Source organism: Actinomadura rubrobrunea NBRC 15275, from assembly GCF_001552235.1.
In the GTDB taxonomy this organism is placed as follows: Bacteria; Actinomycetota; Actinomycetes; order Streptosporangiales; family Streptosporangiaceae; genus Spirillospora; species Spirillospora viridilutea.
This window is the reverse complement of sequence record NZ_BCQU01000002.1, coordinates 42,422-63,909: the sequence shown is the minus strand read 5'-3', so window position 1 is coordinate 63,909 and position 21,488 is coordinate 42,422. Positions and strand designations below refer to the sequence as shown.

The window sequence follows — 21,488 nt, the reverse complement described above, 5'->3', positions numbered from 1 at the left end:
GCGCGCCGGACCGAGGCGCGCGGCGCGGCGCGTCTGCTGAGGCCGTGCCGACCGGCGGACGCCGCCCCGGGCGCCTCGACCGAGAAGGGCGCGCCGCGGGCGCTTCTAGCCCTGGGGCTGCTCCTGGGGCGGCTCCTCCTCGAGCAGGTCGTCGAATTCGCCGTCCTTCACCCCGGCGACGAAGGCGTCCCACTCGGCCTCGGTGAAGTAGAGGATCGGACCGTCGGGGTTCTTGGCGTCGCGCATCACGACGGCCCGGTCGCCGAACTCCTTGTGGTCGACGGGCACGTCCTTGCCATCGATGAACTCGATGATGACGCCGTCGCTGAGCACCGGCTGCTGCTCGGTCACTGGCACACCTTTTCCGTCCCAGGGGTGGTCGGCCTCCAGGCTAGCCCGGCCGTGAACGCACCGTCAGGGTTCCGCGACGGTACGGAGACCTGCCCCGCGCGGGCCGCGGACGAACGCGGTCGAAGCGGACACGGCGGCCGAGGCGCGCCGACGCCCGCGGGCTCACAGGTCGTGCAGGAGGCGGGCGGCGACGGTCTCCAGCCGGGCCTGGGACTCCTCGGCGGTGGCGCGGCCGCGCAGGATCTCGATCATCTCCATCGTCCACACGCTGGTCAGCGCCCGGACCACGGTGCGGCGCCGGTCGTCCTCGGGGACGTCGGCGCCGGGGCCCGCGGCGGCGCGCAGCAGCAGGGCGGTGAGGCGGTCGCCGATGTCGGTGCGCACGTCCGACAGCAGCAGGGAGCGGATCAGCGCGTCGGCCAGCTCCGGCTCGCGCATCAGCCCCCGGGTGGCGCGCATCAGCACCTCCACCGCGCGGCCGGCGGGGGAGTCGTTCCGCGGCGGGCGGCGTTCGACGCTGCCCTCCAGCAGGTCCAGCTCCTCGCCGACCACCGCCACCACCAGGTCCATCTTGGACGGGAAGTAGCGGTAGAGCGTGCCGAGCGCCACGCCCGCGCGCTCGGCCACGGTGCGCATCTGCATGGCCTCCACGCCGCCGCGCGAGGCCAGCGCGGCGGCGGCCTGCACGATGCGGCGGCGGCGCTGCAGCTGGCCGCGGGAGCGGCCGCCCTGCCGACCCGCACCGCCCGCCGTGTCGTCGGTGATCGTCGGCTCTGCGGTCACGGTCGCTTCCCTTCTCGCGCGCGGGCCCGCCCGGCGGGCCGCTCACCCCTGTGCGGGCCCCAGCCTACCCTCCGGCGAGAACCTGTTATCCCCTTTGGTCGCGACGGCGCCGTCGTCTCCTGACATCCCCTGGACACCGACTAGAATCTGTTCTAGTTTCGCGCCGTGGGAGCCGGTACGACGGGTGGAAGGCGGACGCGGCGGTGACCGTGGCGGCGATGCTGGCGGCGCGGGCCGCCGACGACCGGCCCGGGCTCCGGCGCGCCGAGGGCGGCCGCGCCCGGACGTGGCGGCAGACGGTCGCCGAGTGCGCCGCCCGGGCCGCCTGGCTGGCCGCCCGCCCGCGGCCCGCGGACCGCCCCGTGCACGTGGGCGCGTTGCTGGACAACGTGCCCGAGATGGTGTTCCTGCTGGGCGGCGCCGCGCTGTCGGGGTCCGTGCTCGTCGCGCTCAACACCACCCGCTCGGCGGTCGAGCCGGCCGGGGACGCCGCACGCGCCGACTGCGACCTGCTCGTCACCGAGGCCGCGCACGCCGACCTGGCGGCCGCCGTCGGCGCGGCGACCGGCCGCCCGGCGACTTCGACGCCGACGCGTTCGCCGCCTTCCTGCGCGGCCGCGCCGACCTGGGCCCCAAGTGGCCGCCCCGGTACGCGCGGGTCGCCCGGGAGCTGCCCGCCACCGCGTCCAACAAGATCCTCAAGCGGCGGCTGGCCCGCGAGGGCCGGCGCCCCCGCGACCCGGTGTGGTGGCGGCCCGGCCGGGAACTGGTCTACCGCCGGATGACGCCGCGGGACGAGGCCGCCCTGCGCGCCGAGTTCGCCCGCCGCGGGCGGCTCCGCCTGCTGGACCCCGAGCCCTCGCCGAAAGGGAGCGACTGACGTGGACTTCGACCTCGACGAGACCCAGCGGGAGCTGCGGGACCTGGCCGCCGACGTGCTCGCGCGCGAGGCGTCCCAGGAGCGGCTGGAGGCGTTCGAGAAGAGCGGCGCCCCCTACGACGAGGCCGCCTGGAAGGCGCTCGCGCGGACCGGGCTGCTCGGCGCGTGCCTGCCGGAGGAGGCGGGCGGCGCCGGGCTCGGCCCCGTGGAGATGGCGGTGATCCTGCGGGAGGTCGGCGCGCACGTGGCGCCCGTTCCCGCGTACGCGGCGCTCGCTCTGGCCGCCGTCCCGATCGCCCGCCACGGCACGCCCGCCCAGCGCGCGCTGCTGGCGCCGCTGAACGAGGGCGAGACCGTGCTGACCGGCGCCTTCCGGGAGGTCGGCCCGTCCGGCGCCGTCACCGCCGCCGCCCGCCGCGACGGCGACGGCTACGTGCTGGACGGCGTGAAGACGTTCGTGCCGTACGCGAAGGAGGCGTCGCACATCCTCGTCCCGGCCCGCCTGGACGGCGGGGACGTCGAGGTGTTCCTCGTGGACCCCGGCCAGGCGGAGCTGACCCCGCAGCCGTCGGCGACCACCGAGCCGCTGTGGCGCGTGGCGCTGGCGGGCGCGCGGGTCGGCGCGGACGCCCTGCTCGGCGGCGGCACCCGCGGAGAGGCCTGGCGGACGACGCGGCGCTCCGCCGTCGCGGGCGCGGTGGCCGTGGCGTCCGGTGTCATCGACAGCGCGCTCTCGCTGACCACCGGCCATGTCAAGACCCGCGAGCAGTTCGGCCGGCCGCTCGCGCGGTTCCAGGCCGTCACCATGCAGGTCGGCGACGTCTACATCGCCAAACGCGCGCTGGACGTGGCCATGTGGGCGGGGGTGTGGCGGTTCGCCGAATCGATGCCCGACGCCGACGAGGTGCTGGCGGTCGCCGCGTACAACGCCTGCGACCCGGTGCCGCGCGCCCTGTACACCTGCCAGCACCTGCACGGCGGCATCGGACTGGACGTCACCTACCCGCTGCACCGCCGGTTCGCCTGGGGCAAGCAGGTCGCCCACCTGCTCGGCGGCGCCGAGGAGCAGCTCGACGCGCTCGGCGCGCTGCTCGCCCCCGCAGCCGAGGACGGCGCCGAGAAGCCCGCCGCGACCGCCACCGCCGGGAACTGAGGAGCGTCACGCGTGTTCATCGACCTCACCGACGAGCAGAAGAAGCTGCGCGCCGAGCTGCGCGAGTACTTCCGCCACTGCCTGACCCCCGAACAGCGGGCGCAGATCGCCGACGACCCGTTCGGCACCGCCTACATGGAGCACTGCAGGCGGCTCGGCCGCGACGGCATGCTCGGCGTGGCGCTGCCCAAGGAGTACGGCGGACGCGGCTACGGCCCGGTCGAGCAGCAGATCTTCGCCAATGAGATCGCGCGCGCCGAGGTCCCGTATCCGCTGATCACGCTGAACACGGTGGCGCCGACGCTCCTGCGGTACGGCACCGACCGGCAGAAGGAGATGTTCCTGCCGCGCATCCTGGCGGGCGAGTGCCACTTCGCGATCGGCTACAGCGAGCCGGGCGCGGGCACCGACCTCGCCTCGCTGCGGACCACGGCGGTCCGCGACGGCGACCACTACGTCGTCAACGGGCAGAAGGTCTTCACCTCGGGCGCCCACTACGCCGACTACATCTGGCTGGCCGCGCGCACCGACCCCGACGCCCCGAAGCACAAGGGCATCTCCATGCTGATCGTGGACTGCCGCGACCCGGGCTTCTCGTGGACGCCGATCGTCACCATGGACGGCCGCCACCACACCAACGCCACCTACTACCAGGACGTGCGCGTCCCGGCCGACATGCTGGTCGGGGAGGAGAACAAGGGCTGGGACCTCATCGTCGACCAGCTCAACCACGAGCGGGTCACGCTCGGCCCGGCGGGCAACATCGGCCACGTCTACGACCGGTTCGAACGCTGGGCCCGGACCGCCCGGGGCCGCGACGGCAGGCCGCTCATCGAGCATCCGGACGTGCGCCGCGCCGTCGCCCGCGTCCACGTCTACCTGCGCGTCAACGAGCTGCTCAACTGGCAGGTCGCGGCCGGCCAGAACCTGGGCTGGCTGGGCGCGCCGGACGCGTCCGCCACCAAGATCTACGGGTCGGAGCGGATGCAGGAGGTCGGCCGGATCGTCGGCGACGCGCTGGCCCGGTTCGGCGACCCGGGCGACCCGGCCACCGCCGAGTTCATGCGCGTGGTCGACCACGGCGTCAAGGGCGCGGTCGTGCTCACCTTCGGCGGCGGCGTCAACGAGGTGCAGCGCGAGATCATCGCGATGCTCGGCCTCGGGCTGCCGCGCGCGCCCCGGTAAGAGGAGGCACCCATGACGACGACGCGGGAGGCGGCCGCGGAGCCGTCCCTCCACGACCGGCTGACCGAGCTGGCGGACCGGCTCGCCGCCGCGGGCGAGCGGCCGGCGCCGCCCTGCCCGGACGCCGTGAACGCCGCGATGATCCGCAACTGGGCGCAGGCGCTCGGCGACCCCGGCGACTGGTCGCGGGTCGCGCCGCCCGCGATGATCCAGGTCTGGTCGATGCCGGGTCTCGTCCCGGCGGCGCCGGAAGGCGGGCCGGGGGCGGCCGACCGGGCGAGGAACCCGGCCGACGAGGTGCTGCGGCTGCTGAACGAGAACGGCTACACCGGCGTGGTCGCCACCGACTGCGAGCAGACCTACGACCGGTACGTGCGGGTCGGCGAGCGTCTGCGGTCGGCCATGCGGTTCGGCGGACTGACCGGGCCGAAGAAGACCGCGATGGGCGAGGGCTACTTCGTCACCTGGCGCCAGACCTGGTACGCCGAGGACGGCGCGCGGGTCGCCGAGATGCTGTTCCGCGTGCTGAAGTTCCGGCCGCGCGAGCGCCGCGGCGGCTCCGGGGCCGGCGGGCCGGTCCGACCGGCGACGAGCCTGGACACCGCGTTCTTCTGGGAGGGCGCCAAGGCCGGCGAGCTGCGCATCCAGCGGTGCGCCGACTGCGGGCGGCTGCGCCACCCGCCCGGGCCGATGTGCCCGTCCTGCCACTCGGTCGAACGGGACCACGTCGTGGCGAGCGGCCGCGGCCGCGTGCACAGCTACGTCGTGCACCACCACCCGCCCGTCCCCGGGCGGACGGCGCCGTTCGTCGTCGCCGTCATCGACCTGGAGGAGGGCGTGCGGGTCGTCGGCAACGTGCTGCGCTGCGCCCCGGACGAGGTGGAGATCGGCATGCCCGTCCGCGTCAAGTTCGAGCGCGTCGACGACGACCTCACCCTGCCGCAGTGGATCCCCGCCGACGCGCCCGAGGACGAGCCGTCCGCCGAACCCGAGCAGCCCGCCCTGCTGGAGATTCCGCTGACGCCCACCTTCGTCATCGCCACGGCCCTGGCCACGCGGGACTTCACGCCCGTCCACCACGACACCGCGCTGGCCCGGGCGCAGGGCGCCAAGGACATCTTCCTCAACATCCTCACGACCATGGGCCTGGTGCAGCGCGCGGCCCTGGCCGCCGTCCCCGGCGCCGTGCTGAAGGGCATCGCCGTGCGGCTCGGCGTCCCCGCCTACGCGGGCGACACGCTGCGCCTGTACGCCGAACGCGCCGACGCGGCGACGCTCAAGGTGCGCGGCGCGGTGAGCCTCGGGGACCACGTGACCGCCACCGTCACGCTCAGGGAGGGCGCGTGAACGTCTCCGGGAAGGCCGCGATCGTCGGCATCGGCGCGACCGAGTTCTCCAAGCGGTCGGGACGGTCGGAGCTGCGGCTGGCCGCCGAGGCGTGCCTGGCCGCGATCCGCGACGCCGGGCTGGAGCCGTCCGACGTGGACGGGCTCGTCACCTACGCCGCCGACACCAGCTCGGAGATCGCCGTGCAGCGCGAGCTGGGCATCCCCGGCCTGCGGTTCTTCTCCCGCGTCGACTACGGCGGCGGCGCGGCGTGCGGGACGGTCGCGCACGCGGCGATGGCCGTCGCGACCGGACAGGCCGACGCGGTCGTCTGCTACCGGGCGTTCAACGAGCGCTCCGGGCACCGGTTCGGCCAGGCCGGCCGCTCCGTCCGCGCCGATTCCATCGGGCTGGAGTTCTCCTGGCACCTGCCGTACGGGTTCGCCACCCCCGCCGCGTGGGTCGCGATGCAGGCCCGCCGCTACATGCACGAGTACGGCGCGACCGGCGAGGACTTCGGCCGCGTGGCGGTGGCCATGCGGCGGCACGCCGCCACCAACCCGAAGGCGTGGTTCCACGGGCGGCCCATCACCTTGGAGGACCACCAGGCCTCACGGTGGATCGTGGAACCGCTGCGCCTGCTGGACTGCTGCCAGGAGTCCGACGGCGGCGTGGCGCTCGTCGTCACGTCCGCGGAGCGCGCCAAGGACCTGCCGCATCCGCCCGCCGTCGTGACCGCCGCGGCACAGGGCACCGGGCCCGACCAGATGATGATGTTCGGCTACTACACCGGCGACCTGGCGGCGCTGCCCGCCATGCGCCGGGTCGGCGCGGAGCTGTGGCGCCGGTCCGGCCTGGGGCCCGGCGACATCCGCACCGCGATCCTGTACGACCACTTCACCCCGTTCGTCCTGATCCAGTTGGAGGAGCTGGGGTTCTGCGGGCGGGGCGAGGCCAAGGACTACGTCAAGGACGGCGGCATCGAGCTCGACGGACGGCTGCCCGTCAACCCGCACGGAGGGCAGCTGGGGGAGGCGTACATCCACGGGATGAACGGCGTCGCCGAGGCCGTCCGCCAGATCCGCGGCACCTCCGCCAACCAGCTCGACGGCGTCGACCATGTCCTGGTGACGGCCGGAACCGGCGTCCCGACGAGCGGCCTGATCCTCAGCGCGCCCTGACCGCCGGGACTAACCGTCGTTGCGCCCGGTGTCGCCGCCGCCGGGTTCGGGCCGCGGGGCGCGCTTCGGCGCGAAGTTCAGGCCCTGCTCGAGGATGGCGAAGGCGTCGTCGACCGCGTCCGACAGCCGCGCGTAGCCCATCCGCGGCGAGCGCATCGCGTCGGTCGCGGCGCGGAACGCGCACGCCGTGGCGGCGGCGACCACGTGCGGCCGCAGGTCGGTCTCGGGGTCGGTGCCCATGCGCTCGGCGACCAGGCGGGTCAGCTCGGCCTGCTTCTTCTGCGCCAGCTCCAGGCTGCCCGCCATGAGGGTGGGGCTGGCGGCGGTCAGGTCGAGCATGCACCGGAACCGCTCCGGGTCGAACCCCAGATCGCCCCGCTCGGCCGCGCGCGTGGCCTCCACCGCGACGCGGCGCAGCGCGGTCAGCACGGGCTCGTCGGCGAACCGCTCCGCCGCCATCCGCATGATCACGTCGTGCTGCTCCTCCTGGAAGGTCAGCGCGACGTCCTCCTTGGAGGCGAAATAGCGGAAGAAGGTGCGGGGCGACACGTCGACGGCCTCGGCGATCTCGTCGACGGTGGTGGCGTCGAACCCCTTCTCGGCGAACAGCCGGAACGCCGCGTCCACCAGCGCCTCCCGGGTCCGCCGCTTCTTGCGCTCGCGGCGGCCCACCGGTTCCGTGTCCGCGGAGCGGACCCGCGGACCGGCGGGACGGGCCTCGGGAGCGGTCGCGGTCATGAACGAATCGTAACCAGCCTGTCATCTGCTGCCAACCGAACCGGAACACGGCGCCCGTCTTCCCCGAGGGCCCGTATGCGCGGCGCGGGGCCGTCATAGACTTGGCCGCCGGACGGAGGGGGACAGAGGTCATGGGCAAGCACAGCAAACCGCCCACGCGTCCCTGCCCTGGTTGCCAAGGCACGGGCACGCACAGGGGCCACACGTGCGGAGTCTGCCGGGGCGAGGGGCGGATATGACGGCCTACCCCCCGGACGACTGCACCTTCGAGGTCACCTACACCCTCGGCAAGCGCGGCATGGGGCAGGAGTCCTTCCCCGACGTGTACGCCCTCGGCCGCTGGTTCAAGGAGATGGAGCGCCGCGGCGCGTTCGCGCCCGAGGACTTCCAGACGCCCGACGAGGACGGCCGCAACGGCTACCGGATCGTGTGCGTGACCGACAGCGAGCGCGTGCCGATCAGCTACTTCCATCCTCGCCTGGTGATGGGCCGCATCGAGGGCGCCCGCTAGCCTCCCGGATCCCCGCTCAGTCCTGGGCCGGGCTCGGCGTCGGGTTGGACGTCGGCGTGGGGCTGGACGGCGGCTCGGGCGACCCGGTGGCGGGCGGGCTCGACGGCGGCGTCGAGTCGCCGGGCTCGGGCTCCTCGGGCGTCGTCGACGGCTGGGTCGACGGCGGGGTCGACGGCGGGCTCGACGGCGGTGGCGTGGTGGTCTGCGTCGGGGACGACGGCGTGGCCGACGGCGTGCCGGGCGAGGTCGACCCCGGTGCGGACGGGCCGCCCGTCGCGGTGCGCCGCTCGTCCGGCGCGGACGAGCCGACGCCTCCGCCGGACGGTGCGCCGCCCGGCGTCCACGACCCGACGGACCCGCCCGGTCCGCCGGGGGCGGACGGCAGCGCCGGTGCGGTGCTCTGGGTGAACGGGCCTGTGGTCAGGCCGTCGCGGGACGCCTCGCCCGTCGCCGAGGGCGACCCGTCGGCGGGCCGCGCCGAGCCCGCCTGGGTCCGATCGCTGCGCGACGTCGGCACGAGCTCGGCCGTGCCGCCGCCCTTGGACGTCGGCCACGTCAGCACCATGCCCACCACCGCGGCGGCGGCCGCCGCCAGGCCCGCGGCGGCGCCGACCTTCCCGGCCTTGCGGCGGGCGCCGGCGGGCGCGGCGTTCCGGGCGTCCTCCGATCCGATGACGACCAGCGGGCTGGTGGTGGTGACGCTCGACACCGGCCGCCGCGCCTCGGCCTCGCAGGCGGCCAGGACGCGGCCGCGCAGCCCCCGCGGAGGCCGGGCGGGCGCGCGGCGGGCCAGAAGCTGGGGGAGCCGCCCCTTCTCGAACGCGGCGATGACCTCCATGTGGGCCGGGGTGGCCGCGGGGGCGCGCATCAGCCCGTCGAGGACGGCGCGCTCCAACCGGGTGCGGGCGGCGTGCAGCAGCCCTCGCGCGGTGTCGGGCGCGACGCCCATGACCCGGGCGATGTCGTCGATCTCCAGCCATTCGCCCGCCCACAGCAGCAGCACCTCGCGCTGGTCGGCGCGCAGGCGCGCGGCGGCGCGCAGCAGCGGGTCGCCCTGCCGGGCGGCGGCCGGTCCTCCCGGGCGTCCGTACTGCGCCGCGCCGTCGAAGGCGGAGTCGGGCAGCCCGGCCAGGGCGCCGCGCTCCATGCAGGCCGAACGGGCGAGCGCGTACAGCCACAGCACGGCGTCGCCGCGCGGCGGGTGGCGCACCGCCGCGACGAACGTGCCGATGACCGCGTCCGCCGCCGCCCGGTCGCCGAGCAGCGACCAGCAGTAGGCGTACAGGCGGGCGGCGTGCGCGTCGTACAGGGATCCCGGGTCCGCGCGCATCGTTCCTCCGTCGTGACCTGGGCCGACCCCCAGGCTTGACAAAACGGTGGGAATGGGACTCTAGTGCAATCTGCGGCGCAGTGGGTAGTTGGGATGATTTCACCAACTTTTGTGAAGATTGCCGGATAGGTGATCCGGTTCACCGGGGAAGGCTTGGAGACCGTTGCGGAGGACGGTCTCACAGAGGGGGTCCCCGGTGGTCCACCTGACCGTGGACGACGTCTACCAGTACACGCGCGGCGTCTGCTTCAAGAAGGGCCCGCCCGGCACCGTCGGCGCCGAGACCGAGTGGCTGGTGCTCGACGGCGCCGCGCCCGGCGCGCACGTTCCCACCGCCCGACTGCGCGCCCTGCTCGACCGGGCGGGACCGCCGCCGCGCGGCAGCCTCATCACCTACGAGCCGGGCGGGCAGCTGGAGCTCAGCTCCGCGCCGTGCCCCGGCCTCGGCGATCTGCACCGCGCCCTGACCGCCGACATCGCGCACGTCCGCGACGCGCTCGCACCCGACGGGCTCGTCCTGGACGGGCACGGCATCGACCCCGTCCGGCGCCCGCTGTTCCAGGCCGAGCATCCGCGCTACCGGTCCATGCGCCGCTACTTCGACCACGGCGGCTTCACCGAGACGGGCATGGCGATGATGTGCTCGTCCGCCTCGGTGCAGGTGTGCCTGGACATCGGCGCCGACGCCGCCGACGCGGACCGGCGCTGGCGCCTCGCCCACGCGCTCGGCCCGGTGCTCGTCGCCGCGTTCGCCAACTCGCCGGTCCGGGCCGGGCGCCGCACCGGCCTGCGGTCCACCCGCCAGGCCGTCTGGGCGGCCCTGGACCCGTGCCGCACCGGACCCGTCCTGCGGCCGGGAGCCGACGGCGACCCCGCCGAGGCGTGGGCCCGGTACGCGCTGGACGCCCGCGTCATGGTGATGCGCACCGCCGACGGAGGGTGGGTCGCCGACCCCGGCATGACGTTCCGCGAATGGCTGGCCGAGGGCCGGCCGACGCTGGACGACCTCGTCTACCACCTGTCCACCCTGTTCCCGCCGGTGCGGCCGCGCGGCTGGCTGGAACTGCGCATGATCGACGCGCTGCCCGGGGCGTACTGGGCGGTCCCCGTCGCCGTCGCCACCGCCCTGCTGGACGACGCGCGCGCCTCGGCCGCCGCCGAGGCCGCCGCCGAACCGGTCGCCGACCGGTGGGACACCGCCGCCCGGGCGGCGCTCGCCGACCCCGAGTTGGCCAAGGCCGCGCGGGACTGCTTCCACGCCGCGCTCGACGCCCTGCCCCGCCTCGGCGCCCGCCACCTGATCCCGCTCGTGGAGGAGTACGCGTCGCGCTATGTCGAGCGCGGCCGATGCCCCGCCGACGACATCACCGACGGCATCACCGACGGCATCGCCGTCGGCGGTGCCCACTGCGACGCCGGCGGTGTCACCGAGGACATCGCCGCTTCCCTCGCGCCTCACCGCCCCGACGAACCGACCCGTGAAGGGACGAGCCATGCCTCCGCTGAACTCGCTTGACGAGGACGCGCTGAAAGAACTGATCGCAACCGAGCTCGAAGCGGTGCGCCACCGCAGCCTGGGCCTGACCACCGACGTACTGGACGGGCCGGAGCTGACCGCCCAGGTGTCCCCCCTGATGTCGCCCCTGGTCTGGGACCTGGCGCACGTCGGCAACTACGAGGAGCTGTGGCTGCTGCGCGCCGCCGCGGGCGTCGAGCCGATGCGCCCTGAGATCGACGACCTGTACAACGCGTTCGAACACCCCCGTTCCGAACGCCCACGGCTGCCGCTGCTGCCGCCCGACGAAGCCCGCGACTACATCGCCGCCGTGCGGGCGAAGGTGCTGGACTCGCTGGGCTCGGTGCGATTGAACGGCTCCAGCCCGCTGACCGTGAACGGGTTCGTCTACGGCATGGTCGTGCAGCACGAGCACCAGCACGACGAGACCATGCTGGCCACGCACCAGCTGCGCAAGGGCGCCCCCGCCCTGCTCGACCCGCCGGGGACGCCGCCCCCCGTCCGCGACGCCGCGCCGGCGGACGAAGTGTTCATCGAGGCGGGACCGTTCGAGATGGGCACCTCCGACGACCCGTGGGCGTACGACAACGAACGTCCCTGCCACATCGTCGACCTGCCCGCGTACTACATCGACACCGAGCCCGTCACCAACGCCGCGTACCTCTCCTTCATGGAGGCCGGTGGCTACGACAGCCCCGAATGGTGGCACCCCAAGGGCTGGGAATGGCGGTGCGCCAGCGGCAAGCGCGCCCCGGCGTTCTGGATTCGGGAGGGAGGCCAGTGGCTGCGCCGGCGCTTCGGCAAAGTCGAACCGGTGCCGATGGACGAGCCTGTCCAGCACGTGTGCTGGTATGAGGCCGACGCCTATGCCAGGTGGGCCGGCAAGCGGCTGCCCACCGAGGCCGAATGGGAGAAGGCAGCGCGCTGGGACCCCGACACCGGCCGCTCCCGCCGCTACCCCTGGGGCGACGAGTACGAGGAAGGCCGCGCCAACCTGGGCCAGCGCATGCTCCATCCCTCACCGGAGGGGTCGTTCCCCTCGGGGGCGTCCGCGTACGGGGTGCGGCGCCTCATTGGGGACGTGTGGGAGTGGACGTCCACCGACTTCCGCGGTTACCCGGGCTTCCGGTCGTTCCCCTACAAGGAGTACTCCGAGGTCTTCTTCGGCCCCGACTACAAGGTGCTGCGCGGAGGGTCCTGGGCCACGCACCCGCTCGCCGTACGCGGCACGTTCCGCAACTGGGACTTCCCCATCCGCCGCCAGATCTTCACCGGGTTCCGCTGCGCGCGTGACGCGGAGAGCAACTGATGTGCCGCCACGTGGGATACCTCGGGGCGCCGGTGACGTTGCACTCCCTCATGTACGAGGGGGAGTACTCGTTGGAGCGCCAGTCCTACGCGCCGCGCATGACGCAGGGGAACCTGCTCAACGCCGATGGGTTCGGCGTGGGCTGGTACCACGAGGGCGAGGCCGTCCGTTTCCGCAGGGCGCAGCCCATCTGGACGGACCAGTCCTTCCGGGAGGTCGCGCGGGTCGTGACGTCCGGGTGCGCGGTGGCCGCCATCAGGTCCGCGACCGTCGGCTTCCCCGTGGACGAGAGCAGCGCCCAGCCGTTCCGCGACGGGCGCCGTCTGTTCAGCCACAACGGCGTGGTGGAGGGGTTCGGGGGCGTCGAGGCCAAACTGCGCGACCTGGCCGGGGACCTCGCGCCCATACCCGACGCGCGCGCCCCCGTCGACTCGGCGCTGCTGTTCGCCCTGGCCGCCCGCCGCTGGCGCGAGGGCGCGTCCCTCGGCGAGGGCCTCGCCGCCGTGGTGCGCACCGCGGCCGCGCTCGCCCCCGGCCGCTACAACCTGCTCGCCGCCGACGGCGCCGCGCTCGCCGCCACCACATGGGGCGACTGCCTGCACGTCCGCGCAAGCCCCGACGCGGTGTGGCTGTCGTCCGAACCCCTCGACGAGTCCGGATGGCGGGCCGTGCCCGACCGTTCCCTGGTGACCGCGGACTTCTCCGGCGTCCGCGTCACCCCGCTGTGAAGGAGGCGCCCGTGGACCGGTTCCTGACCGCCGACGACCTGGCCAAGTCGCTCCGCCGCGACGTGCGCGACGGGCTGACGGCGACGCCCAAGACGCTGCCGCCCAAGTGGTTCTACGACGAGCGGGGCAGCGCCCTGTTCGAGGAGATCACCCGGCTGGACGAGTACTACCCGACCCGCCGCGAACGGGAGATCCTCACCGCCCGCGCGTCCGACATCGCCGCCGCCACCGGCGCGGAGACGCTGCTGGAGCTGGGCGCCGGATCGGGGGAGAAGACCCGGCTGCTGCTGGGCGCGCTCAACGGCACGCTGCGCTCCTACGTCCCAGTGGACGTCAGCGGCGACTTCCTCGCCGAGGCCGCCGCGCGGATCGCCGCCGACCACCCGGGCCTGGCGGTGCGCGCCGTCGTCGCCGACTACGAGCAGCACCTGCACCTGCTGCCGGGCGGACGGCGACGGCTGATCGCGTTCCTGGGCGGGACGATCGGCAACATGGCCTCGGCCGCCCGCGTCGGCTTCCTCGGCCGCCTGCGCGCGGGCATGGGCGACGGCGACGCGCTGCTGCTCGGCGCCGACCTGGTCAAGGACCCCGCGCGCCTCCTGCGCGCCTACGACGACGCGGCCGGGGTCACCGCCGAGTTCAACCGCAACGTGCTGCGCGTCATCAACCGGGAGCTGGACGCCGACTTCGACCCCGACGCCTTCGCGCACGTCGCGCTGTGGGACGCGGAGGAGGAGTGGATCGAGATGCGGCTGCGCTCGACCCGCGACCAGGCCGTCCGGATCGGCGGGCTGGACCTGGAGGTGTCGTTCGCGGCGGGGGAGGAGATGCGCACCGAGATCTCCGCCAAGTTCCGCAGGGAGCGCCTGGAGGCCGAGCTGGGCGCCGCGGGGCTGTCCATCGCCGAGTTCTGGACCGACCCCGCGGGCGACTTCTCCCTGTCCCTCGCCCGGCCCGTGTGACCGTGCCGTGTGACTGTGCTGTATGACCGTGCCGTATGACCGCCCGTGCGACGGGCGGCGGTCAGGCGGTGGCCCGCGAGGGGGCCGCCAGGTGCAGGCGCCGCAGGGCCTCCACCAGGCGGACGGCGATGTAGCGGTGGCCCTCCACCGTCGGGTGCACGCCGTCCTTCTGGATGAACACGGCGGCGTTGCCGGTGCCGGCGTTGCGGTTCCCGGTGATCCACCGCTCGGCGATCGGGTCGATGAACGGCACCTTCAGCTGCGCGGCCACGCCGCGCAGCTGGTCCCGCACCGCGAGCGCGGCGGGCGGCGGGGTGTCGTTGCCCCACAGCGGCCCGATCAGCACGATGCGGGTGCCCGGCCAGCGCTGCCGCGCCCGGGTCAGCAGGTCGCGGGCGGCCGGGCCGACCTGCGCCCTGGGCAGCCGCGCGTCGTTGTGCCCGCCGGAGACGATCAGCAGGTCGGGCGCCGGACGCCAGCCGAGCTGGCTTTCGAACATGGTCCCGAACGGCGTCTTGGCGGAGCCGCCCTGCACGAACCCGGTGCCGGCGCGGCCGCCGACGATCACCTGCCAGCCCAGCAGCCGCGCGGTCGCCGAGGCGTACGTGGTCTCGACGAGGCTGCCGCGCTCTCCGACCGTGTAGCTGTCGCCCAGGAACATCACCACCGGGGCGCGCGGCGCGACCGACGGCGAGGCGGCGGGCGAGGTCGCGGTGCTCGACCGGGCGGGCTCGGAGAACGCGCCACAGCCCGAGGTCAGCAGGGCGCCGAGGCACAGCGTGGCGATCGCCGCGCCGCGGCGGGCGCGGCGAGAAGTCATGAAGTGACCACCATTTCTCCGGGGGACGGAACGAATACTACTGAGAACGTCACCTCCGGCGTAGCGGTCTTTTCGGACATGTGGCGTTCATCGGCGGCTCACGCGCGCGACGCGGAACCGCCATCCGCCGGCGCCAGCCTTACCGCGCGTGAATCGACGCGACCGGCTGCGGGAACTCGATCTGCTGCGCTTCGCCGCGGCCATGGCGGTGCTGCTGTACCACTTCACCGGATTCGGCGGCTCGGGCCCGTGGCCGGAGCCGGCGCGGGACGTGTTCCCCGCCCTGGGCCAGGTCACCCGGTACGGCTATCTGGGCGTCGACCTCTTCTTCATGATCAGCGGCTTCGTCATCCTGATGAGCGCCTGGGACCGCGGGCCCGGCGAGTTCGGGATCTCACGAGTGGCCCGGCTGATGCCCGCCTACTGGTTCAGCGTGCTGTTCGGCGGGGCCGTCCACCTGGTGTTCGGCCTGGGCAAGGGCGTGCCCGGGCTGGTCGTCCCCAACCTGACCATGCTCCAGTCCGGCCTGGGCCTGGACAACGTGGACGCCGTCTACTGGACGCTCTGGATCGAGCTGCACTTCTACTTCCTGGTGGCGCTGCTGGCCGCCAAGGGCATCACCTACCGGTCCTGCCTGGCGTTCATGGCCGCGTGGCTGCTGTGCGGGGTGTTCGCCGACGAGGCGGAGAACCGGTTCCTGCAGGTCATGCTGGTGCCGACGTGGAGCCCGTACTTCATCGCGGGCATGGCGCTCTATCTGATCCACCGGTTCGGGCCGACCCTGCTGCTGTGGGGGTACGTGGCGGCGGCGTGGCTGCTGGCCGCGCACTGGGCCGCCTGGCGCACCGACGTCGCGTTCAAGGGCGCCGACGAGGTCGCGGCGGCGGCCGCCGTCGGCGGGATCTTCCTCGTCATGATCCTGGTGGCCACCGGGAAGCTGGCCTGGCTGCGCTGGCGCGGCCTGACCGTGCTGGGCGCGCTCACCTACCCGCTGTACCTGATGCACTCGCAGATCGCGCTGCCGCTCCTGGAGCGGGTCTACCCGTCCCTGGACCGCTGGACGGCCCTCGCGCTCGTCACCGCCGCGTCCCTGCTGGCGGCCTTCGCGGTGTACCGGCTGGTCGAGCGGCCCGCGCAGAGGTGGCTGCGCCGCCGGCTGCGTGAGGCGCTCGTTCCGTTGCGCACGTCGACCCGGGAGCGGACCGGGCGCACCGCCTCGGCTTCGCGCCCGGCGGACACCGACCTCGTCGGCACCGCCGGCCGGTCCACGCCGATGGGGTGAACGGACGGGGCGGCCAGGCCTGCGGCTTCTCTCGTCCGGAGGGCTGCGTCTTCGCAGGCCGGAGGCAGTCACGGCTGCGCCTCCGCGACGCGGCGGACGATTTCGTGGACGCGGGGTGTGACGTCACCGGCCATTCCGACGCTGGGAGAGGCAGGGGCGGACCGTCCGACGGTGAGCGGGGATCGGGCGGCCCGCCCGCCAATGTTCAGGGCGACGTTCTGGACGACGTTCTGAGCGACGTTCTGAGCGACGCGGCTCAGGCGGGGTGCTCAGGCGGGAAGGTCCAGAGGACGCAGTTCGTCGGCGTAGCTGACGGACACGCGGCGCAGCACGCCGTCCTTGTCGATGGAGTACTGGCCGAGCCGCCACAACGGCGGCGAGTACGCGTGAATGGACACGCTGGTCTCGGCCACGCCCACGATCCGGTGGATGTGGTCGGGGCCGAAGCAGAACGACTGTCCTTCGGTGACGACCGTGCGGACGTGGTCGCCCCCGATCCGCGGGTTGCATTCCTCAAGGGCGCCCGACACGACCCGTACCGCCCCCGACGAGATGTCGTGGTCGTGCCAACCGGTGTCGTTTTGCGGGGTCCAGCAGAGCAGCCAGATGTCGACGTACTCGTCGCGGTGGAGCGAGGCGTAATGCCGCTTGTCGTCGGAGAAGGCGACGTGCTGCTGCCACAGTTCGGGCTCCTGCGCCAGAGCGTCGACCAGCTCGCGCAGCTCACGCTTGTCGAGCGTCCTGGCGGGCAGGGTCGCCAGACAGGACGAGGCACCGGGGGAAGTGGGGGTCAGCAGTGCCTCAGACGGCATTGGTTCACTCCTTTCCATCCAATAGGCGGTACGGGTTGGTGACACGAAAGGCGTGGTGTGCGGCGTCCCCTTGCATGAGGTCCGTGGGACGCGCGTAGGGGCGGTCAGAGCCGTGCACGACGACGTCGACCCCGAGTGCGCGGACGACGGCGTCCACGGCGCGCGGTCCGTAGGAGGAGGTCTCGACGAAGGCGTCCGGGTCCACCTCGCCCCTGCCGCCGCCCCTCGCGGCCAGGCGTTCACCGTGCACGGGGGCGAGCCCGGCCAGCAGGGCGAAGCACACTCGCAGGCGCGGATGGCGCGGACGGCCGAACGCGCGGAACGCGAACCAGGCGGCGTGCATCTGCTGCACGTAGGGCACGAGGGCCGTCCACCATGCCGGGACGTCGCCGTCCGGCCGCGGGGCGGGGCCGGGGTGGACGAACAGGGGCAGGCCGCGTCGCTCCAGAACGTCCAGCAGGGGCGCGCAGCGCGCGTAGCCGGCGGCGTCGGCCAGGGCGTCGGCGGGCAGCTGGAGGCCGACGAAGCCGCGGTCGAGGTCGCGGGCGAGCGCGTCCGCGTCGATCTCCCGCACGCATGCGGCCGCCCAGGCGCGGAACGGCGCGGGCAGCGCCGCGGCGCCCTCGTGGTAGGCGTCCAGCAGCGGCCGGGCCTGCTCCGGGGGCAGCCATTCGATACCCAGCGGTGAGGACAGTGAGACCAAAGCGATATCGAGTCCGTCGGCGGCGGCGAGCTCGGCGCGGCGGGACGGGTCGTGGTCGGCGGGGTCGACCTCGTACGGCGGCTCTCCGTGCAGGTGAAGCGTCCATCCGTCGAGGCGGGGCGGAGTGCGGCGGGCGCGGAGCGCCTCGATGAGAGGGGCGCCCCACAGGTGCTGGTGCACGTCCACACCGGGCATGCGGCTCCCCCCAGGCGCTGTCGACGGCTGCTGAACCGTATCAGTGAACCGATTCAGTGAACCGGTTCAGGAGGACGCGCGTCAAGTCGGGTCTCCGGACTGTCGGCGGCGCCCTCTAGGGTTGGGGTGTGCCCGACAGGCGCAAGCGCGCGACCATCCGAGAAGTGGCGCAGGCGACGGGGCTGTCGCCTGCGGCCGTCTCGTACGCGCTGCGCGGCATCCAGACGTCCGAGGAGACCCAGGAGCGGGTGCGCGCGGCGGCCGAGGAGCTCGGCTACGAGGCGCATCCGATCGCCCGCGCCCTGGCCAGCGGCCGCACCGGCATGGTCGGCCTGCTGTGCGGGTCGCTGGAGGACTACTGGCAGCAGTCCCTGGCCGTGGGCATCGGCCGGGCCCTGCTGGCCCGCGACCGCTACGCGCTCATCGTCGACGCCGTCGGCGACCCCGAGCGCGAGCTGGCGCTGGCCCGGCGGCTGCGCGACCAGCGCGTGGACGGGCTGATCGTCCAGCCGCTGGACCCGTCCGCGTCGCTGTGGGCCGAGCTGGCCGAGTCGCTGCCCGTGGTGTCGATCGGCGACGCGCTGGCGGGCGGCAACTCCCAGGGCGAGGTGGTGTTCGACAACCGGCGGGGCGTCACGCTGGCGCTGGAGCATCTGCGCGCGCTCGGGCACCGCCGCATCGCGGTGCTCACGCCCACCCTCTCCAGCACCCCGGACCGCCCCGCCGACGTGCACGTCAACGCCGAGGCCGAACGGCTCGCCCTGCAGGTCGACGTGGTCGTCGCGCCGCAGTCCCTGGCCGAGGCCACCGAGACGGCGCGGCGGATGCTGGCCGAGCCGCACCGCCCCTCGGCGGTGTTCTGCTTCTCCGACGTGATCGCCTACGGGGTGTACGCGGCGACGCGCGCGCTCGGCCTGAGCGTCCCCGGCGACGTGGCCGTGTGCGGCTACGACAACCATCCGATGTCGGCCCTGCTGACCCCGCCGCTCACCACCGTCGACTGGGACATCGACGGCATCGTCGACACGGCGGTCCGCCTCGTCGTGGACGTCATCGAGGAGCGCTCGCCGGTCCGCCGCGTCGTCTGCGAACCCGCCCTGCGCGTCCGCGAGTCCACCGGCCTCGGCTCCGCTCCGACATGACCGACCGCCCCGCCCGGCCCGACCACCGGACCCGGACCGGCGTCCGGCGCGCCGCCGGACGCCCGGCGGCCGGGCCCGGCGGGGGGCTAGGCGGCGGCCTGGCGGAGGATGCGGGCCAGACCCGGCAGCAGGTCGGCCGCGGCGGCGATGTCGGTGTCGAGGGGGCGGTCCTCGACGCGCGGGTCGAGCACGGCGGCGGACATGTCGAACGCCGACTTGAGCGGGCCGCCGGCGGGGGTGCGGCCCTGCAGACGCAGCGCCCGCACGGCGGCGACCAGCTCGCAGCCCAGCCCGATCCGGTACGCGCCGACCGCGTCGGTGGTGGCCCGGGCCGACTGCGTGGAGAAGCCCGCGTGCTCCTCCACGCCGCGCGACAGCACGGCGCTGCCCAGCGCGGCGGGCGTGGCGAGGCGGCGGACGTCGGCCAGCGCCGAGTGCGCCACGTACTCCAGGATCATGATCCCCGAGGACGCCTCGGTGGCGGCCTGGAACGGGGAGAGGCCGGTGAAGGACGGCTCGGCGAGCGTGCCGAGACGGGCGGCCGACAGCGCCATCGTCTGGAACAGCGCCGCCCGCACCGAGTCCAGGGCCAGCCCCACGTAGGCGGTGTGGAAGTTGCCGTTGTGCCAGACCGTGCGGCCCGCGACGTCGACGAGCGGATTCTCGGCCCGGGCGTTGATCTCGCGGGTGACGGTGTCCTCGGCGTACGCGGCGGCCTCCAGGGCCGGGCCGTGCACCTGCGGGAACGCGCGGTAGCCGTACGGGTCCTGGATGCGCGCGGGGACCGGCGCTTCGTAGGCCAGCAGCGTGCGCACGGCGTCCGCGACCTGCCGCTGACCCGGGTGCGGGCGCGCCTCCTGCACGGCCGGGGCGTACGGCTCCTCGGACCCGCGCACCGCGAACAGCGACAGCGCCGCGACGACGATCGAGGCGTCCAGCAGCTCGCGCAGATCGGTGACGGCCAGCGCGGCCTCGCCGAGCGTGGCGGCGTTGGAGCTGATGAACGCCAGCGCGTCCGCCGAGCGCAGCGTGAAGCCGGGCCCGCGCTCGGTCCCGCCGTCCGCGCCTCCGCCGCCGAGCCAGGCCCGCTCGCCCAGCAGGCACAGCGCCGTGGACGCCAGCGCGGTCAGGTCCCCGGTGCCGATCGCCCCGTACATCGGCACCGGCGGCAGCAGTCCCAGGTTGAGCACGTCGGCGAGGGCCTGCAGGACCCCCGGATCCACGCCCGAGCCGCCCGCGGCGATCTGGTTCAGCCGCACCGTCAGCATCGCCCGGACGATCTCGGGCGCGACCAGGGGGCCCGCGCCCGCGGCGTGGCTGCGCAGCAGCCGCAGGCCGTGCGCGTCGGCGTCCTCCCACTCGACGTCCACGACGCGGTTGGCGCCCACCCCGGTGGTGCGGCCGTACACCGGCTGCGCGGCCGCCACCTCCTGCGCCACCCGCCAGGCCGCGGCCGCGCGCTCCCTGCCGGCCTCGGCCACGGCGACGGTCACGTCGCCGCGTGCCGCCCGGGCCACCTGGGCACATGTCAGAGATGTGCCATCGATAACGATTCGGCTGTTTTCCACGCACTCAAGCTACTTTCTTTATTTTTCAGGTCGTTATGCTTCGGTGCACGGCATGGCCGGACCCGCGGCCATGGCCTTCAGCGGACGCGAGTGACTACCGTGAGGTAGGGACGGAAATCGACAGAGCGTGACGAAGCAGGCAGGCGCCCTCAGCGCGATGACACCGACCGGACACCGCGGCGTCGAGCCGACGCCCCCGAGGACGTGACCCCATTGATCACCTTTGCGGGCGTGACCAAGCGCTACCCCGACGGCACGGTGGCCGTCGACCACCTCGACCTGGAGATCCCGGCCGGGCGGATCACGGTGCTGGTCGGCCCGTCCGGCTGCGGCAAGACCACCACGCTCCGGATGATCAACCGGATGGTCGAGCCCACCGAGGGCACCGTGACGGTGGACGGACGGGACGTGCGCGGCGTCGACCCCGCCACCCTGCGCCGCGGCATCGGCTACGTCATCCAGCAGGCCGGGCTGTTCCCGCACCGCACCATCGTCGACAACATCGCGACCGTCCCGTACCTGCTGGGGTGGGACAAGAAGAAGGCCCGCGCGCGGGCGTACGAGCTGATGGAGCGCGTCGGCCTGGACCCGGCGCTGGCCCGCCGCTACCCCGCCCAGCTGTCGGGCGGCCAGCAGCAGCGGGTCGGCGTGGCCCGGGCCCTGGCCGCCGACCCGCCGATCATGCTGATGGACGAGCCGTTCAGCGCCGTCGACCCGATCGTGCGGGCCGGGCTCCAGGAGGAGTTCCTGCGGCTCCAGCGCGACCTGGAGAAGACGATCGTGTTCGTCACCCACGACATCGACGAGGCGGTCAAGCTGGGCCACCGCATCGCGGTCTTCCAGGTCGGCGGCGTCCTGGCCCAGTACGCCACCCCCGACGAGCTGCTGGCCCGGCCCGCCGACGACTTCGTCACCGACTTCCTCGGGGGCGAACGCGGCATCCGCCGCCTGCGCTTCTTCAAGGAGCTCGACGCCGAGGAGTCCGCCGGCGCCGCCGACGGCGGCGGGGCCGC

Annotated in this window: 20 protein-coding genes and 1 pseudogene; 13 read left to right on the top strand and 8 right to left on the bottom strand. The window is 74.1% G+C overall.

From position 1 onward, the window contains the following. Positions 1–105 precede the first annotated feature (105 nt). Entirely contained in the window at positions 106–351 is a 246-nt protein-coding gene (locus AR3_RS01045) for a DUF397 domain-containing protein (protein ID WP_067906990.1), read from the bottom strand. 162 nt (positions 352–513) lie between these two features. Continuing rightward, on the bottom strand, positions 514–1,134 hold the full coding sequence (locus tag AR3_RS01040) for a TetR family transcriptional regulator (RefSeq protein ID WP_083950810.1): 621 nt from the start codon (positions 1,132–1,134) through the stop codon (positions 514–516). Between the two features lie 203 nt (positions 1,135–1,337). On the opposite strand from AR3_RS01040, the gene AR3_RS31445 reads away from it, so the two are divergent. From AR3_RS31445 to AR3_RS01015, 5 genes are all read left to right on the top strand, one after another. Then, on the top strand, positions 1,338–1,919 hold the full coding sequence (locus AR3_RS31445; protein WP_067906988.1) for an AMP-binding protein: 582 nt from the start codon (positions 1,338–1,340) through the stop codon (positions 1,917–1,919). Positions 1,920–2,015: 96 nt separating this feature from the next. After that, the gene (locus AR3_RS01030; protein ID WP_067906986.1) at positions 2,016–3,167 is read left to right on the top strand and encodes an acyl-CoA dehydrogenase family protein; all 1,152 of its coding nucleotides are present in this window, start codon (positions 2,016–2,018) and stop codon (positions 3,165–3,167) included. A 12-nt stretch (positions 3,168–3,179) separates the two neighbouring features. Further along, on the top strand, positions 3,180–4,352 hold the full coding sequence (locus AR3_RS01025) for an acyl-CoA dehydrogenase family protein (RefSeq protein WP_067906984.1): 1,173 nt from the start codon (positions 3,180–3,182) through the stop codon (positions 4,350–4,352). A 12-nt stretch (positions 4,353–4,364) separates the two neighbouring features. Further along, positions 4,365–5,699: an OB-fold domain-containing protein gene (locus AR3_RS32525; protein ID WP_067906982.1), complete on the top strand. Its 1,335-nt coding sequence runs from the start codon at positions 4,365–4,367 to the stop codon at positions 5,697–5,699. Next, positions 5,696–6,859 (top strand): lipid-transfer protein, encoded by a 1,164-nt coding sequence (locus AR3_RS01015; RefSeq protein WP_067906980.1) that lies wholly within the window; start codon positions 5,696–5,698, stop codon positions 6,857–6,859. The genes AR3_RS32525 and AR3_RS01015 overlap by 4 nt, the downstream gene beginning before the upstream one ends. Positions 6,860–6,868: 9 nt before the next feature. On the opposite strand, the gene AR3_RS01010 is transcribed toward AR3_RS01015, so the two are convergent. Continuing rightward, positions 6,869–7,597, bottom strand: coding sequence for a TetR family transcriptional regulator (locus tag AR3_RS01010; protein ID WP_067906978.1), 729 nt, complete (start codon positions 7,595–7,597; stop codon positions 6,869–6,871). 235 nt (positions 7,598–7,832) lie between these two features. On the opposite strand from AR3_RS01010, the gene AR3_RS01005 reads away from it, so the two are divergent. Next, complete coding sequence (locus tag AR3_RS01005) at positions 7,833–8,108, top strand: hypothetical protein (RefSeq protein WP_067906976.1); 276 nt, start codon at positions 7,833–7,835, stop codon at positions 8,106–8,108. A 16-nt stretch (positions 8,109–8,124) separates the two neighbouring features. Here AR3_RS01005 and AR3_RS01000 read toward each other — a convergent pair whose 3' ends face one another. Next, on the bottom strand, positions 8,125–9,438 hold the full coding sequence (locus AR3_RS01000) for an RNA polymerase sigma factor (protein ID WP_067906974.1): 1,314 nt from the start codon (positions 9,436–9,438) through the stop codon (positions 8,125–8,127). A gap of 196 nt (positions 9,439–9,634) precedes the next feature. On the opposite strand from AR3_RS01000, the gene egtA reads away from it, so the two are divergent. The 4 genes from egtA to egtD are packed head-to-tail and all read left to right on the top strand — an operon-like array spanning position 9,635 to position 13,953. Continuing rightward, on the top strand, positions 9,635–10,954 hold the full coding sequence (egtA, locus tag AR3_RS00995) for an ergothioneine biosynthesis glutamate--cysteine ligase EgtA (protein WP_106258616.1): 1,320 nt from the start codon (positions 9,635–9,637) through the stop codon (positions 10,952–10,954). Continuing rightward, entirely contained in the window at positions 10,932–12,263 is a 1,332-nt protein-coding gene (gene egtB, locus AR3_RS00990) for an ergothioneine biosynthesis protein EgtB (protein WP_067906972.1), read from the top strand. Before egtA ends, egtB begins: the two co-directional genes overlap by 23 nt. After that, positions 12,263–12,991, top strand: coding sequence for an ergothioneine biosynthesis protein EgtC (gene egtC, locus AR3_RS00985; RefSeq protein ID WP_067906970.1), 729 nt, complete (start codon positions 12,263–12,265; stop codon positions 12,989–12,991). Before egtB ends, egtC begins: the two co-directional genes overlap by 1 nt. Positions 12,992–13,002: 11 nt before the next feature. Continuing rightward, positions 13,003–13,953 carry an L-histidine N(alpha)-methyltransferase gene (gene egtD, locus AR3_RS00980; RefSeq protein ID WP_067907104.1) on the top strand — a complete coding sequence of 317 codons (951 nt, stop codon included), beginning with the start codon at positions 13,003–13,005 and terminating at the stop codon, positions 13,951–13,953. A 61-nt stretch (positions 13,954–14,014) separates the two neighbouring features. Here egtD and AR3_RS00975 read toward each other — a convergent pair whose 3' ends face one another. After that, on the bottom strand, positions 14,015–14,773 hold the full coding sequence (locus AR3_RS00975; RefSeq protein WP_067906967.1) for an SGNH/GDSL hydrolase family protein: 759 nt from the start codon (positions 14,771–14,773) through the stop codon (positions 14,015–14,017). Between the two features lie 148 nt (positions 14,774–14,921). On the opposite strand from AR3_RS00975, the gene AR3_RS00970 reads away from it, so the two are divergent. Then, positions 14,922–16,055 carry an acyltransferase family protein gene (locus AR3_RS00970; protein ID WP_067906965.1) on the top strand — a complete coding sequence of 378 codons (1,134 nt, stop codon included), beginning with the start codon at positions 14,922–14,924 and terminating at the stop codon, positions 16,053–16,055. A gap of 269 nt (positions 16,056–16,324) precedes the next feature. On the opposite strand, the gene AR3_RS00965 is transcribed toward AR3_RS00970, so the two are convergent. Next, complete coding sequence (locus AR3_RS00965; protein ID WP_067906963.1) at positions 16,325–16,867, bottom strand: cysteine dioxygenase; 543 nt, start codon at positions 16,865–16,867, stop codon at positions 16,325–16,327. A gap of 4 nt (positions 16,868–16,871) precedes the next feature. Beyond that, positions 16,872–17,765 (bottom strand): amidohydrolase family protein, encoded by an 894-nt coding sequence (locus AR3_RS00960; RefSeq protein ID WP_067906961.1) that lies wholly within the window; start codon positions 17,763–17,765, stop codon positions 16,872–16,874. A gap of 164 nt (positions 17,766–17,929) precedes the next feature. Here AR3_RS00960 and AR3_RS00955 point away from each other — a divergent pair, with 164 nt between their 5' ends. Further along, positions 17,930–18,907 (top strand): LacI family DNA-binding transcriptional regulator, encoded by a 978-nt coding sequence (locus tag AR3_RS00955; RefSeq protein ID WP_245637843.1) that lies wholly within the window; start codon positions 17,930–17,932, stop codon positions 18,905–18,907. 86 nt (positions 18,908–18,993) lie between these two features. On the opposite strand, the gene AR3_RS00950 is transcribed toward AR3_RS00955, so the two are convergent. Continuing rightward, positions 18,994–20,475, bottom strand: coding sequence for an aromatic amino acid ammonia-lyase (locus AR3_RS00950; RefSeq protein WP_083950808.1), 1,482 nt, complete (start codon positions 20,473–20,475; stop codon positions 18,994–18,996). A gap of 213 nt (positions 20,476–20,688) precedes the next feature. Here AR3_RS00950 and AR3_RS00945 point away from each other — a divergent pair. After that, positions 20,689–21,435: pseudogene (locus AR3_RS00945) on the top strand (ABC transporter ATP-binding protein); the annotation flags it as partial. Positions 21,436–21,488: the final 53 nt, after the last annotated feature.

Excerpts from the sequence above, each read along its gene's own strand:
- AR3_RS32525 (WP_067906982.1), top strand. The coding sequence starts at position 4,365 with ATGACGACGACGCGGGAGGCGGCCGCGGAGCCGTCCCTCCACGACCGG.
- AR3_RS01010 (WP_067906978.1), bottom strand. The coding sequence starts at position 7,597 with ATGACCGCGACCGCTCCCGAGGCCCGTCCCGCCGGTCCGCGGGTCCGC.
- AR3_RS01005 (WP_067906976.1), top strand. The coding sequence starts at position 7,833 with ATGACGGCCTACCCCCCGGACGACTGCACCTTCGAGGTCACCTACACC.
- AR3_RS01000 (WP_067906974.1), bottom strand. The coding sequence starts at position 9,438 with ATGCGCGCGGACCCGGGATCCCTGTACGACGCGCACGCCGCCCGCCTG.
- egtB (WP_067906972.1), top strand. The coding sequence starts at position 10,932 with ATGCCTCCGCTGAACTCGCTTGACGAGGACGCGCTGAAAGAACTGATC.
- egtC (WP_067906970.1), top strand. The coding sequence starts at position 12,263 with ATGTGCCGCCACGTGGGATACCTCGGGGCGCCGGTGACGTTGCACTCC.
- AR3_RS00975 (WP_067906967.1), bottom strand. The coding sequence starts at position 14,773 with ATGACTTCTCGCCGCGCCCGCCGCGGCGCGGCGATCGCCACGCTGTGC.
- AR3_RS00965 (WP_067906963.1), bottom strand. The coding sequence starts at position 16,867 with ATGCCGTCTGAGGCACTGCTGACCCCCACTTCCCCCGGTGCCTCGTCC.
- AR3_RS00960 (WP_067906961.1), bottom strand. The coding sequence starts at position 17,765 with ATGCCCGGTGTGGACGTGCACCAGCACCTGTGGGGCGCCCCTCTCATC.